Genomic DNA, 13,316 nt, shown 5'->3' on the forward strand with positions numbered 1-13,316 from the left:
AAAAACCCGCCCCGCCCCCCCCCCCCCCCCCCCCCCCCCCCCCCCCCCCCCCCCCCCCCCCCCCCCCCCCCCCCCCCCCCCCCCCGCGCCCGTCAGGGCCAGAACGTCGCGGCGTGGCGCTGGGCCCGGACCTCCAGCAGGCTCACCAGGTGCACGAACAACTCGCCCGCGCGCAACCCCGCCCACCGCTCACCCAGCAGCTCGTGCGGAAGCCCGGGGTCCTTGAACGGCAGCAACCGCCACTGGTTCAGGGCCAGGACGTAGTCGCGGAACGCCTCGGCGTCGCTGCCGGGAACGGTTTCCCACCGGCGCGCCACGCCCTCCCGGTCACGCACGAAGGCGTGGTACTCGGCGTCGAGCTCGGCGAGGTCCCACCCGCGACGGATGAGGTCCTCCACGTCACCACCGGGCGGGACCTGCGCGATGAACAGGTCGACGAACTGCAGCAGGTCCAGCCTCCCCAGCAGGTTGCGCGCCGGAGCGAGCATGCGGGCGGGGGCGATCCAGACCCCGGCACCGATGTTGCCGAAACCCAGCCCGCTCAGGCGCGAGCGCAGCAGGTGGCGCTTGGCCCGCTCGGACTCGGGGACGGAGAAGGTGGCCAGCACCCACCCTTCCTCCAGGGACACTTCCTGGCGGGCCCGCCACACGACCTCGTCCCCCTCGGCCAGCGAGGCCAGCGCCGTACCGGTGAGCCGGTAACCGCTGGTGCGTCCGCGCTTGTCCGCTTCCAGCCAGCCCCGGCTCTTCAGGCGCGAGACGAACGTCCGGACGTTGGGCCCGTCCAGTCCGACCTCACCCATCAGGGAGACGATGGCCGACACCGGCGCCCAGCCCTCGCGCTGACGGACGAAGGCGCCGAGGAACTCCACCAGCAGGGTGCGCGGGTGCGCGGCGGCCGAGGGGGACCCGTCGGCGCCGGGGGCCCGGGTCCGGGTCCGGGGGGCTGCGGCGGTGGGGGTGGGCACGACGGCTGACCTCCTGCGAGCTGGGTGACGAACACCGTTCCACGGCGGACCGCCCGGCGACGCGACGCCGGAACCACGTAATCGAACTTTAACATCGCCCCCTTGTGACGGGCGTCAAACCGTCGTTACATTCACCGGAACCCCACCCCCGGAGGACCGCCATGGACTCGCCCTTCTGGAACCCCAAGACCGAGACGCTGCCCCGCGAGCAGCTGCGCGCGCTGCAACTGGCGAAGCTGCGGCGCACCGCCACCTGGGCGGCCGAGCGCAGCCCTCACTACCGGCGCACCTTCGCCGCCGCCGGGTTCTCCCCCGACCAGCTGCGCACCTTCGACGACCTCCAGCGCATCCCCTTCCTCACCCGCGAGGCGTGGATGGCCAGCCAGGAGGCCCACCCGCCCTTCGGGGAGCTGCCCGTCACCGGGACCGCCGGCGCCGTCCGGCTGCACACCACGTCGGGCACCTCCGGCCGCACCCCCCTGCGGGCGCTTGACAGCCGCAAGGACTGGGCCTGGTCGGCGGAGATGTGGTGCTACGCCCTGTGGGGCGCCGGCGTGCGCGCGCACGACACCGGGTACGTCGCCTTCGGCTACGGCTCCTTCATCGGGTTCTGGGGCCTGCACAACGGCCTGGAGAAGATCGGCGCCCTGACCATCCCCGGCGGCGCGCAGACCACCACCACGCGGGTCCGGCAGATCCTCGACTTCGACGTCACCGTCGTCGCCTCCACCCCCACCTACGCGCTGCGGATGGCCCAGGAGGCCGAGGCCCTCGGCCTGGACCTCAAGGGCTCGAAGGTCCACACCGTGATCCTGTCCGGCGAACCCGCCGGCTCCATCCCCGAGACCAAGGCCCTCATCGAGGCCGCCTGGGGCGCGAAGGCCTACGACACCGCCGGCATGACCGAGGTCTCCACGATCTCCATGTTCGAACCCGCCGACCAGCCCGGCGGCTGCCACGTCATCGAGGACCACTTCATCGAGCAGGTCGTCGACCCCGCCACCGGCGAGGAACTGCCCTACGGCGAACAGGGCGAACGGGTCTGCACCAGCTTCGGCCGCGGCACCATCCCGCTGCTGCGCTACCGCACCGCCGACCTCGTCGTGAAGGTCCCGCACACGGCGTCGAACTCCGGCCGCACCTGGGACCTGTACGCCGGTGGCATCCTCGGCCGGGTCGACGACATGAAGCTCGTGCGCGGCACCAACGTGTACCCGCGGGCCGTCGAAGGCATCGTCCGCACCTACCCGCACGTCGAGGAGTTCCAGCTCAGGATCGTCCGCGAGGGCATCCGCGACGAGATCTACCTGCGTGTCGAACCGGCGGCCGACCTCAGCGAGGCGGAGTGGGACGGCATGGCCGCCCGCATCGGCACCGACCTGGCCGACGCGCACGAGGGGTTGCGGTTCATCGTCGAACGCGCCGCCACCGGTGAACTGCCGCGTTTCGAGCTGAAGGCCAAACGCCTCGTGGACCTGCGGCCGGCCGCACCGGCCCCCGTGCTCGCCTGAGACCCGACCGACGACGGAGAGACGTGAGGACCATGAGCACCGACCTGCTGGGCACCCCGCTGACCGCCGACGAGCACACGCTCGTCGAGGTGTACACGACGCTGAAGGACCTGGCCGCCCGAGACCTGCCCCCCTGCGCCGCCGCGAACGTCCGCGCGGCGCTGGCCGCCGTGGCCGTGGCCGTCACCGACCTCGCCCTCGACTTTGAGCACCTGGCGGACCTCGCCTGCTGAGGCGCCGCACTCCCGCAACCCCACCGTGACGTCCGAGGAGTGGACGTCACCTCAGGTCGGGGCAGCGCTGCAGCGGGACACCGCCCCCACGAGGCCGTGGGACGCAGCGGTGACGAGGCCGCGCCGCACCCGACGGACCTTCCCGCCGTCCTCGCGGGCCTTCCCCGCGGACGAACACGTGAACGAGGAGTCGCCGTGCACCCGTCCACCACCGATCCCGACTGGCCCGTCGACCCCCGCACCACCCGGCGCGTCCTGCTCGCCTGCTGGGCCGCGATCCTCGCCGAGGGGTACGACGTCGGTGTCCTCGGCGCCGTCCTGCCGAGCCTGGCCGACGACCCGGACTGGTCGCTGACCCCGCTGGAACTGGGTGGGTTGGGTTCCTACGCCCTGGTCGGGATGCTCATCGGGGCCTCCGTCGTCGGCACCGTCTCCGACCGCATCGGCCGCCGGCGGATGCTGATCGCGTCCCTGCTGGTCTTCTCGCTGACCCAGGCCGGAGCCGCGGCAGCGCCGACCCCCGAGCTCTTCGGGGTCTTCCGGCTCCTGGGCGGCATCGGCATGGGCGGGATCATCCCCGTCGCCGCGGCGATGACCATCGAGTACTCGGCGCCGGGCCGGCGCTCCTTCAACTACGGCCTCATGTACTCCGGCTACTCCCTCGGCATCCTCGTCGCGGCCCTGGTCGCCCTCGTCGGGCTGCCGCACATCGGCTGGCGCGGCGTCGTCGCCGTCGGCGCCCTGCCCGCGCTGATGGCCCCCGTGCTGTGGCGCGTGCTGCCGGAGTCGATCGAGAGCCTGCTCGCCCGGGGCCGGGCCACCGAGGCCAGGGCCCTGGCCGGCCGCCTCGGCATCGAACCGTTCGTCGAGGAGCAGTGGACGAGCGCACCGGACACCGGGGACCGCCCGGACCTGCGCCGCTCGATCGCGTCGCTGTTCTCCAGCCGCTACCTGCGGGCCACGGTGTTCTTCTGGCTCTCGCTGTTCTGCGGCATGCTCCTGGTGTACGGCCTCAACACCTGGCTGCCGGCCATCATGCGCTCGGCCGGGTACGAACTGGGGTCCTCCCTGATGTTCCTGGTCGTCTTCAGCCTCGCCTCCGCCATCGGCGGCGTGGTCCTCGGCCGGCTCGCCGACCGCCACGGCAAGAAACTCGTCCTGCTGGTCTTCTACAGCCTCGGGTCCGCCGGGGTGCTGTGCCTGATGTTCCCCAACGCCCTCGTCGTCAACTACCTGTTCGTCTCCCTCGCCGGCATCGGTTCCATCTCGACGTCCCTGGTGCTGACCGGCTGGGTGGCCGACTACTACCCCGCCGCGGTACGCGCCACCGGCACCGGTTTCGCCCTGTCGTTCGCCCGCATCGGTGCCATCTCGGGCCCGCTCATCGGCGGGTGGATCAGTGAGCAGGGTTTCGGGCGGGAGGTCAGCTTCGCCACCTTCGCCGTCGTGGGGGTCGCGGCGACGCTGGCCGTGGCCGCGGTGCCCCGGCAACCGAAGGCGGTGCGGGAACAGGTGCCGGCGTGAGCCCGCCGCCGGGAACGGGGCACCCCGAGACCCCCGATGCCGTCGTCGTCGGGGCGGGCGTCAACGGCATGGTCGCGGCCGCCGAGCTCGCCGCCGCGGGCTGGTCGGTGACGCTGCTGGAACGCTCCGAGCGGATCGGCGGTTTCATCGCCTCCGGGGAACGGACGCTGCCCGGCTACGTGCACGACACGTTCTCCTCCTGGCACCCGTTGTTCGTCACCGGTGGCGCCTACGCGGCGCTCGGCGCCGACCTGCACCGGCACGGGCTCCGGTACGCCAACACCGACGGCCGGCTCACCGCGAGCGTCGCCGACGACGGCCGGGTCACCGTCGCCCACCGCGATCCCGTGCACACCGCCGAGGGTTTCGCCGACCCCGGGGACGCGCGCACCTACCTGGCGCACCTGGACCACTTCAGCCGCAGCGCGAGCGCCGTCGGCGGTCTGCTCGGCGGGGAACTGCGGTCGGTCTCCGCCCTGGGACCGCTCCTGGGGCTGCTGCGCGCCAACGGCCGTCGGGGCACCGAGGGCTGGGTGCGCGACGCCGTGACCAGCGGACGCTCCTTCACCGCCCGGGAGTTCAGCGGACCCGAGGTGGACCACCTGTGGACCCCCTGGCTCCTGCACGCGGGCCTGTCCCCCGACCACGCCTCCGGCGGGCTCATGCTCCCGGTGTTCGCCGCGACGCTGCACGGGGCCGGGCTGCCGGTCGTCGTGGGCGGCGCGGGGCGCTTCGTGGACGCCTTCGGCGCCCTGCTGCGCGAGCGCGGGGTCGTGGTCCGCACCGGGGCGGACGTGCGCCGCATCACCGTGCGGGACGGGTCCGCCGACGCGGTGGAACTGGCCGACGGCACCCGCCTGGGCGCCCGGCGGGCGGTGCTGGCCTCGGTCACCTCGACCGCCCTCTACGGCGACCTGCTCGCGCCGGCGGCCGTCGCACCCGCTCTGCGGCACCAGGCCTCCCGCTTCCGGTACGGCCGGGCCGCGATGCAGGTGCACGTGGCCCTCGCCGAACCGTTGCACTGGAAGGACTCCCGCCTGGACGAGGTGCCGCTGGTGCACCTGTCCGACGGGTCGGCCAGCACCGGCATCGCTTGTGCCGAAGCCGACGCGGGCCTGCTGCCGCGCCACCCGACGGTGGCCGTGGGGCAGCAGAGCCTGCTGGACCCTTCGCGGGCCCCGCGCGGTGCGGCGACGCTGTGGTTGCAGCTGCAGGAACTGCCGGGCACCCCGGTGGGTGACGCCGCCGGTGAGCTCGACACCCGCGACGGCTGGACCGCCGACCTCGCCCGCGCCTACGCCGACCGCGTCCTGACCCGGCTCTCCCGCCACGTCGGGGGCCTGCGCGAGAACGTCCTCGGGATCGACGTCCTCTCCCCCGCTGACCTGGAGCGCGCGAACGTCAACGCGGTCGGCGGTGACCCGTACGGCGGCTCGGCGCAACTGGATCAGAACTTCGCCTGGCGGCCGCTGGCCGGCAGCGGCCGCCACCGCACCCCGGTCGACCGGCTGTGGCACCTCGGCGCCTCGACCCACCCCGGCCCCGGCCTCGGCGGTGGTTCGGGGCACCTGGTCGCCGCGGAGGTGCAGGCGCTGGAGCGGCGACGGGCACGCGCACGGACCGCCTGGGCGGTGCTGCGCCGGGTCGGCGGCCGCTGACCGGCGCCGGCCCGACGCGCGCCGGTCAGCGGTCAGTTGGCGGGGAAGCGCGGTTCCTCGCCCCGCAGCACCCGGGCCAGGTCCTCGAACGCGGTGCGCCGGGTCTCGGCGTAGGAGTCGGCTGAGTAGTGCGCCGCGTGCGGGCTCAGCAGGATGCCCGGGACACCCCGCAGCGGGCTGTCGGCCGGCAGCGGCTCGACGGCGAACGTGTCCAGCCCGGCACCGCCGAGGTGCCCGGTGCGCACGGCCTCGGCCAGGGCCGCCTCGTCGACGATGCCGCCGCGCGAGACGTTGACCAGGACGGCGCCCGGGCGCAGCCGGGCCAGCGCGGCGGCGTCGAGGAGGTCGCGCGTGGCCTCGGTCAGGGGCACGTGCACCGAGAGCACGTCCGACCCGGCCAGCAGCTCCTCCAGGCCCACCGGGCGGATGCCCTGGGCGCGCAACGCCTCGTCGGGCAGGTTCGGGTCGTGGGCCTGGACGGTGAACCCGATCGCCGCCAGCGCCGCGGCGACGCGCCGGCCGATGCGGCCGAACCCGAGCAGACCCGCGGTCTGCTCGGTGGTGCGCCGCACCCCGAGCCCGGGCCCCTCGAAGTCCCAGCCGCCGCCGGCGACCTCGGCGTGGTACCCGGGCAGCCGGCGGGTCAGGGCCATGACCATCGCCACGGCGTGGGAGGCCACCTCCACCCCGTTCGCCGCGGGAACGTGGGTGACCCGGATGCCGCGGGCGGTGGCGGCCGGGACGTCGATGGAGTCCAGGCCGATGCCGAAGCGGGCGATGACCCGGCAACCCTCCAGGGCGTCCAGCACGCGCGCCGTGAGGGGTTCGCGCAGCACGAGCAGGCCGGCCGCGTCGCGGCAGGTCTCGATGAGCTCGTCCTCGGTCAGGCAGGTGCGTTCGCTGAAGTCCACCGGCAGGCCGGCGAACGACCGCAGGTCCTCCGGCGACACCTCGAGCAGACCGTCCGTCTTCACGACCTTCACGCGTCCACCCGTCCCGCCGCGAGGGCCGCCCGGGCCCGCTGGTGCACCGTGGTCGCCGCGGCGGTGAGGAAGCCGGCGTCCGAGCCCAGGACGAGCAGCCGCACGCCGAGCGCCGCGTAGCGCCCGGCCTGCTCGGGGTCCCGGCAGAAGATGCCGGCGTGGCGCCCGGCGTCGCGCGCGGCGTCGAGGACGCGGGTGACCGCCGCGTCGTGCTCGGCGGAGCCGGGTGGGGCGCCCAGGGAGACGGCCAGGTCGCCGGGACCGACGAAGAGCACGTCGACGCCGTCGACGGCGGCGATGTCCCCGACGGCCTCGACCCCCCGGCGCGTCTCGACCTGCAGGGCGAGGACGACCCGCTTGTCCGCGGTGGCCACGACCTGCGGGATCGTCGCCCCGTAGCGGGCGGCCCGCCCCGGTCCGGCCCCGCGCGCGCCGCGCGGGGGGTAGCGGACGGCGGCGACGGCGGCCTCGGCCTGCGCAGCGTTCTCCACCCGAGGGACGACGATCCCGGCCGCGCCCAGGTCCAGGGCCCGCCCGACGTCGGCGCCGAGCTCGGGCACGCGCACCAGCACGTCGCAGCCCGCGGCGTCGCCGGCCCGGACGGCCCCGGCGAGCGTGGAGGGATCCAGCGCCGAGTGCTCGGCGTCGACGCAGACCGTGTCGAAACCGGACCAGGCGAGGACCTCGACGGCGGACGGGGCGGCCAGCCCTGCGAAGGTGGCCAGCACGGGTCCCTCCTGCAGGCGGGTGCGCAGCGGAATCTTGATCACGACAAGCCTCCAGTGGTGGTGGTGGTTCCGGTCGGCACGGCGGTGCGGTCGATGCCCGCCCGGGCCCCGCGGCCGGGACCGCGTCCAGTGACGAGGGCCATCGACCCGCCGGCCAGCAACGGGACGGCGAGGAGGGCCAGCGCGAGGGTGAAGCTGCCGGTGGCGTCGCGGACGTACCCGGTGAGGTAGGGACCGACGAAACCACCGAGGTTGCCGAAGCTGTTCGTCAGCGCGGTCGCCGCAGCTGCCGCGGTTCCGGTGACGAAGAGCCGCGGCAGGGCCCAGAAGGCGCTGGCGCCGGTGTAGACGGCGAAGGCCGCGACGCTCAGCAGGACCATCGACAGCAGCGGGGTGCCGGCCACGGCCCCCAAGGCGAAGGCCGCTGCGCCGAGGACGCACGGGACCACGGCGTGCCACCGCTGCTCGTCGGTGCGGGTGGAGTGCCGGCCCCACAGGACCATCCCCACCGCCGCGACGGCGAACGGGATGGCGCTCAACCAGCCGGTGGCGGTGGTGCTGACACCGAGAGCCTGCACAACCTGCGGCAGCCACAGCACCAGGCCGTAGCTGCTGGTCATGATGAGCAGGTACTGCACGCACATGAGCACGGTCTGGCGCTCGCGCAGCGCCTGTCGCAGCGGGACGTGGGCGCTGACGGTGTCCTCGGCGGCCAGGTGGGCCGTCAGTGCCTGCTTGTCCGCCTCGCTCAGCCAGCGGGCGTCCGCGACCCGGTCGGGCAGCGCGCGCAGGACGACGACCGCGAGCACGAGCGCGGGAAGCGCCTCGAGCACGTAGACCCAGTGCCAGCCGAGGTTGGTGAGGATCGTGGTGGACAGCGGGGCGCCGAGCGCGTTGGCCGCGGGCCCGAAGGCCGACAGCGCCGCCAGGACCTTCGCGTACTCGCGGCGACCGAACCACTGGTGCAGGTAGTGCACCACGCCGGGGAAGAACCCCGCTTCGGCGGCGCCGAGCAGGAAGCGCAGGACGTAGAAGGAGGTGGGGCCCTGGACCAGGGCCATCGCGGCGGCGAGCAGGCCCCAGGTGACCATGATGCGGAAGATCCAACGGCGGGCGCCGAACCGCTCCAGAGCCAGGTTCGAGGGCACTTCGAAGAGGAAGTAGCCGAGGAAGAAGACTCCGGCCCCCAGACCGTAGGCGGTGGCCGACAGTCCGATGTCGGCGTTCATCTCCAGCGCGGCGATGCTCACGTTGGTGCGGTCGAGGATGCTCACGAAGAAGCACAGGCCGAGCAGGGGGACCAGTCTGCCGGCGGCCTTGCGGGTTGCGTTGGCGTGCACGGGATCTCCGTTCCGACGCGCGGGGCGTCACGACAGCGGGGCGGTGCTGCGGAGGTGCTGCGGGAACTTCGGGCGGCTGCGGGAGGTGGCTGCGGGAGGTGGCTGCCCGCGGTCGGCTCCGCGTCGAGCCGGTGGCGTCGTGAATCCGGCCACGAGACCGGGATGTCGACACTCTGGTCAAAGTGTCGACACTCGTCAAGGGTGTTCGTGAGACGATCCCTGCGTGCTCAGCGACGTCGACGAAGGTGCAGCCGAGGCCGGGGGCCGTTCGGGCCTGCTCGTGGCGCACGTGCACGCCCGGTTGCGCGAGGCCGTGCTCGGCGGCGACCTCGCCCCCGGGGAACGCCTGCGCGACTCCGTCCTGGCGGCGTCGCTGGGCGTGAGCCGGGCACCGGTCCGCGAGGCGCTGCGCCTGCTGGAGCACTCCGGACTGGTCGTGAAACCTCCGAACCGCTCGTACTCGGTCGCCCGCTTCACCGACGCCGACCTGGTCGAACTCGCGGGCCTGCGGATCTCCCAGGAAACCCTCGCCGCGCGGCTCGTGGTGCGCGGCCGGAGGTCCCTGGCTCCGGCGGCGGCGGGATTGGAGGACCTGCGCGCGGCCGTCGACTCCGGCGTCGCGACGGCCGTCGTGCGCGCCGATCGCGGTTTCCACGAGGCCCTCGTGCACTGCGCGGGATCCCGGCGGCTCGACACGGCCTACGCCTCGCTGCGGGACCAGGTGCAACTGGCCATGCAGCAGACGAACGCCTACGCCCGCGGCCAGCGCGGGATGGTCGAACGCCACGCCCGCCTGCTGCGCGAACTGCGCGCCGCCGTGGCCTCACACGACCCGGGCGCGGTCATCGCCGAACTGGAGGCGCACGTCCTGGAGGGCATGGGGTGCCCCGGCGCCCTGTGACCGGGACATGTCAAACATGTAACGCACGCCAATCTGTTGACATGCGCCAGTTCCGGCCCCCAAGATCGGCAGGGACTGGAGGAGCACCCATGAGCACTCTCGACGCCCTGCAGAAGGGTTTGAGCACCGGCGACGTCGAGGTCATCGACCTCACGGCCCCGCTGAGCCCCAGCACCCCGGTGCTGCAGTTGCCGCCGCCGTTCGCGAACACCATCCCGCTCAGCCTGGAACCCGTCAGCGACTTCGACGAGGCCGGCCCCGCGTGGGGGTGGAACAACATCCACACCGGCGAGCACACCGGTACACACCTCGACGCCCCGACGCACTGGGCGACGGGACGCAGCGGGCGTTCGGTCGACCAGATCCCACCCGCGCGCCTGGTCGGCCCCCTCGCGGTCCTCGACGTCACCGAGCAGGTCCGGGCCGACCCGGACTTCCTGCTCGAACCCGGGCACCTGCAGGAGTGGGAAACGCAGAACGGGCCGTTGCCGCAAGGGGCGTGGCTGCTGCTGCGCACCGGCTGGAGCGCTCGCGGCGGATCGCAGGAGACGTTCCTCAACGCCGACGAGCAGGGCCCGCACACCCCCGGTGTGTCCGTGGCCGCCGCGCAGTGGCTGGCCGCTTCGGGAATCTCCGGGTTCGGCGTGGAGACCGTCGGCATCGACGCCGGGGCGGCCGGGGGCTTCGAGCCGCCGTTCCCCGCCCACCACTTCCTGCTGGGCGCGGACAAGTACGGCATCACCCAGCTGCAGAACCTCGACCGGCTGCCCACCAGCGGGGCGCTGATCCTCGTCGCACCGCTGCCCGTCGTCGGCGGGACCGGCAGCCCCGCCCGCGTCTACGCGTTCGTCGAGAGGTCCTGACGTGGCCGAGCCGCACACCGCCGCGGGCGGCCGGACCGTCGCCGAACTCGTCGGGACGGTTCTGGCCGACCTGGGTCTGGCGCACGTCTTCGGCGTCGTCGGCAGCGGGAACTTCGCCCTCACCAACGCCCTGGTCGCCGCCGGTGTCCCGTTCACCGCCGCCCGGCACGAGGGCGGCGCGGCCACCATGGCCGACGCCTTCGCCCGCACCAGCGGCCGGCTCGCGGCGGTCACGACCCACCAGGGGTGCGGGCTGACCAACGCCCTCACCGGCATCGGGGAAGCCGCCAAGAGCCGCACTCCCCTGCTGGTCCTGACCGCCGACACCGCCGGCGCCGCGGTCCGGTCGAACTTCCGCATCGACACCGACGCCCTGGTCCGCAGCGTGGGGGCCGTGGCCGAACGCGTCCACTCCGCCGGCAGCGCCGTCGCCGACGTGACCCGCGCCGTGCGCACCGCCGTCCACGAACGCCGGACGGTCGTGCTCAGCCTCCCCCTCGACGTGCAGGCCCAGCCCGCTCCCCCGGGTGCCACCGCGGCCCCGCTGCGCCGCCCCGCCGCGGTGCGTCCGGGCCGGGCCGCGACCACCGAACTGGCCGACCTGCTGCAGCGGGCCGAACGACCCGTCTTCGTGGCCGGCCGCGGCGCCCGGGCTGCCGGGCCGGAACTGCGCGCCCTGGCCGAACGCAGCGGCGCGCTGCTGGCGACCTCGGCGGTGGCCAACGGGTTGTTCCAGGGCGAGGCGTTCAACCTCGGGATCTCCGGTGGTTTCTCCTCCCCCCTGACCGCCGAACTCGTGCGCGGGGCCGACCTCGTCGTCGGCTGGGGATGCACGCTGAACATGTGGACGATGCGGCACGGAACACTCATCGGCCCGGGCGCGGTGGTCGTCCAGGTGGACCTGGAGGACGAGTCCCTCGGCGCGAACCGCCCCGTCGACCTCGGCGTTCTGGGCGACGTCGCGCAGACCGCCACCGACGTGCTGGCCGAACTGCTGGCCCGCGACGAGAAACCCGTCGAGGGCTACCGCACCCCCGAGGTCGGTGACCGCATCGCCGCGTCGGTCCGCTGGGTCGACGTGGAAACCCCGGACCTGTCCACGGCGACGACGATCGACCCACGGGTCCTCAGCCGTGAACTGGACCGGCGCCTGCCCGCCGAACGCGTCGTCGCGGTCGACTCGGGGAACTTCATGGGCTACCCCAGCGCCTACCTCGCCGTCCCCGATGAGCAGGGTTTCTGCTTCACCCAGGCGTTCCAGTCGATCGGGCTCGGACTGGCCACGGGCATCGGCGCGGCGCTGGCCCGCCCGGACCGCCTCCCGGTCGTGGGCACCGGCGACGGTGGCCTGCTCATGGCGGTCTCCGAACTCGAGACGGCCGTCCGCCTGGGGCTGGGGCTGCTCGTCGTCTGCTACGACGACGCCGCCTACGGCGCGGAGGTCCACCACTTCGGACCTGGCGGGGCCGACGTCTCCACGGTGACGTTCCCCGACACCGACATCGCGGCCATCGGCCGCGGATTCGGCGCCGAGGGGGTCGTCGTACGCTCGGTGGCGGACCTGGACGCGCTCGACGCCTGGCTCGCCGGGCCCCGCCGCGTGCCGTTCGTGCTCGACGCGAAGATCGCCACCGACGGCGGGGCGTGGTGGCTGGCCGAGGCGTTCCGCGGGCACTGACCGCGGCACCCGCACCCGGTCGACGCCAACCCTGGTGCCGCGCGCTCAGCCGGCCACGGCGCCGGTCAGGCCGGTCGAGGCAGCACCGGCCTCCTGCGCTCCGACGTCGGTCAGCCGCTCGCGCAGCGCGGCCCGGACGATGGCGAAGGAGTCGCTGCCGTTGACCAGCCGTTGCGGAGCCGGGCTCTGCTCGACGCCGGCGATGAGTTCGGCGCCGACCTTGGCCGGTCCGCTCACCGTCGGCAGGGCCGGGTTCCGGATGCCGCGGCTCATCGCCGGCGGCGTGCCGTCGCGAGCGGCCGGGGGCTCGGCAGGCGGACCCCCGACGCGCCGGGTCCGTGGGCTGCGACGGGGGGAAACGGCGCTGCTGGCGGAGATCAGCAACGAGTAGTACCTCCGGCTGGAGCTGTTCCGCGCCCACGCAGCGGCCGGAACGGGTGCCGGCGGTGTCCGGATGCTGCTCGACACCGTCAACGTGCCCGGCATTCGTCGTGGACGGCGACTGGGACGTGCTGGCGATCGACCGCTCGCGACCGCGCTCGAACCGGCTCGTGTCGTCGTTCACCGACCCAGGGGTGCGGAGCAGCCACCGCGGCGGGCCGGAGAACACCCCCGGCGTCGTCGCGCAACTGCGCGCCGACATCGGCGCCGACGAGGACGATCCACGGTCCCAGGCCCTCGTCGGTGAGCTGTCGGTGGAGACCGACCGGTTCCCCCGGCTGCGGGTCCGTCACGACGTCAAGGCCGGCGGCTCCCCCACAGCAGTCGTGCACCAGCCTGTCGTCGGGGAACTGGTGCTGCACCGGGAGGCGTTCGCCGTCCTCGGCACCGCCTCCCTCGTCGTCGTCTCCCACCACGCCGAGCCGGGCACTCCGTCCGCCGACGGCCTGGCGGTGCTGGCCCCGCTCAGCTGATGCGGGGACCGGGGA

13 protein-coding genes are annotated in these 13,316 nt (G+C 74.0%); 8 read left to right on the forward strand and 5 right to left on the reverse strand.

Annotated elements, in window-relative coordinates:
* Window positions 1–92: 92 nt before the first annotated feature.
* Window positions 93–968, reverse strand: coding sequence for a PaaX family transcriptional regulator (locus ACRYR2_RS14465; protein ID WP_432563582.1), 876 nt, complete (start codon window positions 966–968; stop codon window positions 93–95).
* 161 nt (window positions 969–1,129) lie between these two features.
* Between ACRYR2_RS14465 and ACRYR2_RS14470 the strand changes: the two genes are divergently transcribed.
* The 4 genes from ACRYR2_RS14470 to ACRYR2_RS14485 all read left to right on the forward strand — a co-directional run bounded on the left by ACRYR2_RS14470 (window position 1,130) and on the right by ACRYR2_RS14485 (window position 5,894).
* Window positions 1,130–2,479 (forward strand): phenylacetate--CoA ligase family protein, encoded by a 1,350-nt coding sequence (locus ACRYR2_RS14470; protein ID WP_432563583.1) that lies wholly within the window; start codon window positions 1,130–1,132, stop codon window positions 2,477–2,479.
* A gap of 32 nt (window positions 2,480–2,511) precedes the next feature.
* Window positions 2,512–2,712, forward strand: a complete 201-nt coding sequence (locus ACRYR2_RS14475; RefSeq protein WP_432563584.1) for a DUF6052 family protein — start codon at window positions 2,512–2,514, stop codon at window positions 2,710–2,712.
* 195 nt (window positions 2,713–2,907) lie between these two features.
* A complete protein-coding gene (locus ACRYR2_RS14480) occupies window positions 2,908–4,236 on the forward strand; it encodes an MFS transporter (protein WP_432563585.1) in 1,329 nt (442 codons plus the stop codon).
* A 68-nt stretch (window positions 4,237–4,304) separates the two neighbouring features.
* Window positions 4,305–5,894: a phytoene desaturase family protein gene (locus ACRYR2_RS14485; RefSeq protein WP_432563669.1), complete on the forward strand. Its 1,590-nt coding sequence runs from the start codon at window positions 4,305–4,307 to the stop codon at window positions 5,892–5,894.
* A 32-nt stretch (window positions 5,895–5,926) separates the two neighbouring features.
* Here the strand turns inward: ACRYR2_RS14485 and ACRYR2_RS14490 are convergent, their stop codons facing one another.
* From ACRYR2_RS14490 to ACRYR2_RS14500, 3 genes are read right to left on the reverse strand one after another with little or no spacing between them, the layout of a single operon-like run.
* A complete protein-coding gene (locus ACRYR2_RS14490; RefSeq protein WP_432563586.1) occupies window positions 5,927–6,877 on the reverse strand; it encodes a C-terminal binding protein in 951 nt (316 codons plus the stop codon).
* Window positions 6,874–7,647: an HpcH/HpaI aldolase family protein gene (locus ACRYR2_RS14495; RefSeq protein WP_432563587.1), complete on the reverse strand. Its 774-nt coding sequence runs from the start codon at window positions 7,645–7,647 to the stop codon at window positions 6,874–6,876. The genes ACRYR2_RS14490 and ACRYR2_RS14495 overlap by 4 nt, the downstream gene beginning before the upstream one ends.
* Window positions 7,644–8,945: an MFS transporter gene (locus ACRYR2_RS14500; protein ID WP_432563588.1), complete on the reverse strand. Its 1,302-nt coding sequence runs from the start codon at window positions 8,943–8,945 to the stop codon at window positions 7,644–7,646. The genes ACRYR2_RS14495 and ACRYR2_RS14500 overlap by 4 nt, the downstream gene beginning before the upstream one ends.
* Before the next feature lie 223 nt (window positions 8,946–9,168).
* Between ACRYR2_RS14500 and ACRYR2_RS14505 the strand changes: the two genes are divergently transcribed.
* The 3 genes from ACRYR2_RS14505 to ACRYR2_RS14515 all read left to right on the forward strand — a co-directional run bounded on the left by ACRYR2_RS14505 (window position 9,169) and on the right by ACRYR2_RS14515 (window position 12,387).
* The gene (locus ACRYR2_RS14505) at window positions 9,169–9,846 is read left to right on the forward strand and encodes a GntR family transcriptional regulator (protein ID WP_432563589.1); all 678 of its coding nucleotides are present in this window, start codon (window positions 9,169–9,171) and stop codon (window positions 9,844–9,846) included.
* Window positions 9,847–9,935: 89 nt separating this feature from the next.
* Entirely contained in the window at window positions 9,936–10,709 is a 774-nt protein-coding gene (locus ACRYR2_RS14510; RefSeq protein WP_432563590.1) for a cyclase family protein, read from the forward strand.
* Between the two features lies 1 nt (window position 10,710).
* Window positions 10,711–12,387, forward strand: coding sequence for a thiamine pyrophosphate-binding protein (locus tag ACRYR2_RS14515; protein ID WP_432563591.1), 1,677 nt, complete (start codon window positions 10,711–10,713; stop codon window positions 12,385–12,387).
* A 45-nt stretch (window positions 12,388–12,432) separates the two neighbouring features.
* Here the strand turns inward: ACRYR2_RS14515 and ACRYR2_RS14520 are convergent, their stop codons facing one another.
* Window positions 12,433–12,660 carry a Rossmann-fold NAD(P)-binding domain-containing protein gene (locus tag ACRYR2_RS14520; protein WP_432563592.1) on the reverse strand — a complete coding sequence of 76 codons (228 nt, stop codon included), beginning with the start codon at window positions 12,658–12,660 and terminating at the stop codon, window positions 12,433–12,435.
* Window positions 12,661–12,833: 173 nt separating this feature from the next.
* Between ACRYR2_RS14520 and ACRYR2_RS14525 the strand changes: the two genes are divergently transcribed.
* Window positions 12,834–13,301, forward strand: a complete 468-nt coding sequence (locus ACRYR2_RS14525) for an MmyB family transcriptional regulator (RefSeq protein WP_432563593.1) — start codon at window positions 12,834–12,836, stop codon at window positions 13,299–13,301.
* Window positions 13,302–13,316: the final 15 nt, after the last annotated feature.

The sequence above is a fragment of the Kineococcus deserti genome (genome assembly GCF_050871945.1).
In the GTDB taxonomy this organism is placed as follows: Bacteria; Actinomycetota; Actinomycetes; order Actinomycetales; family Kineococcaceae; genus Kineococcus.

Bases quoted from the DNA above. Each gene is read 5' to 3' on its own strand.
- ACRYR2_RS14475 (WP_432563584.1), top strand. From the start codon at position 2,512: ATGAGCACCGACCTGCTGGGCACCCCGCTGACCGCCGACGAGCACACG.
- ACRYR2_RS14485 (WP_432563669.1), top strand. From the start codon at position 4,305: ATGGTCGCGGCCGCCGAGCTCGCCGCCGCGGGCTGGTCGGTGACGCTG.
- ACRYR2_RS14470 (WP_432563583.1), top strand. From the start codon at position 1,130: ATGGACTCGCCCTTCTGGAACCCCAAGACCGAGACGCTGCCCCGCGAG.
- ACRYR2_RS14520 (WP_432563592.1), bottom strand. From the start codon at position 12,660: ATGAGCCGCGGCATCCGGAACCCGGCCCTGCCGACGGTGAGCGGACCG.
- ACRYR2_RS14510 (WP_432563590.1), top strand. From the start codon at position 9,936: ATGAGCACTCTCGACGCCCTGCAGAAGGGTTTGAGCACCGGCGACGTC.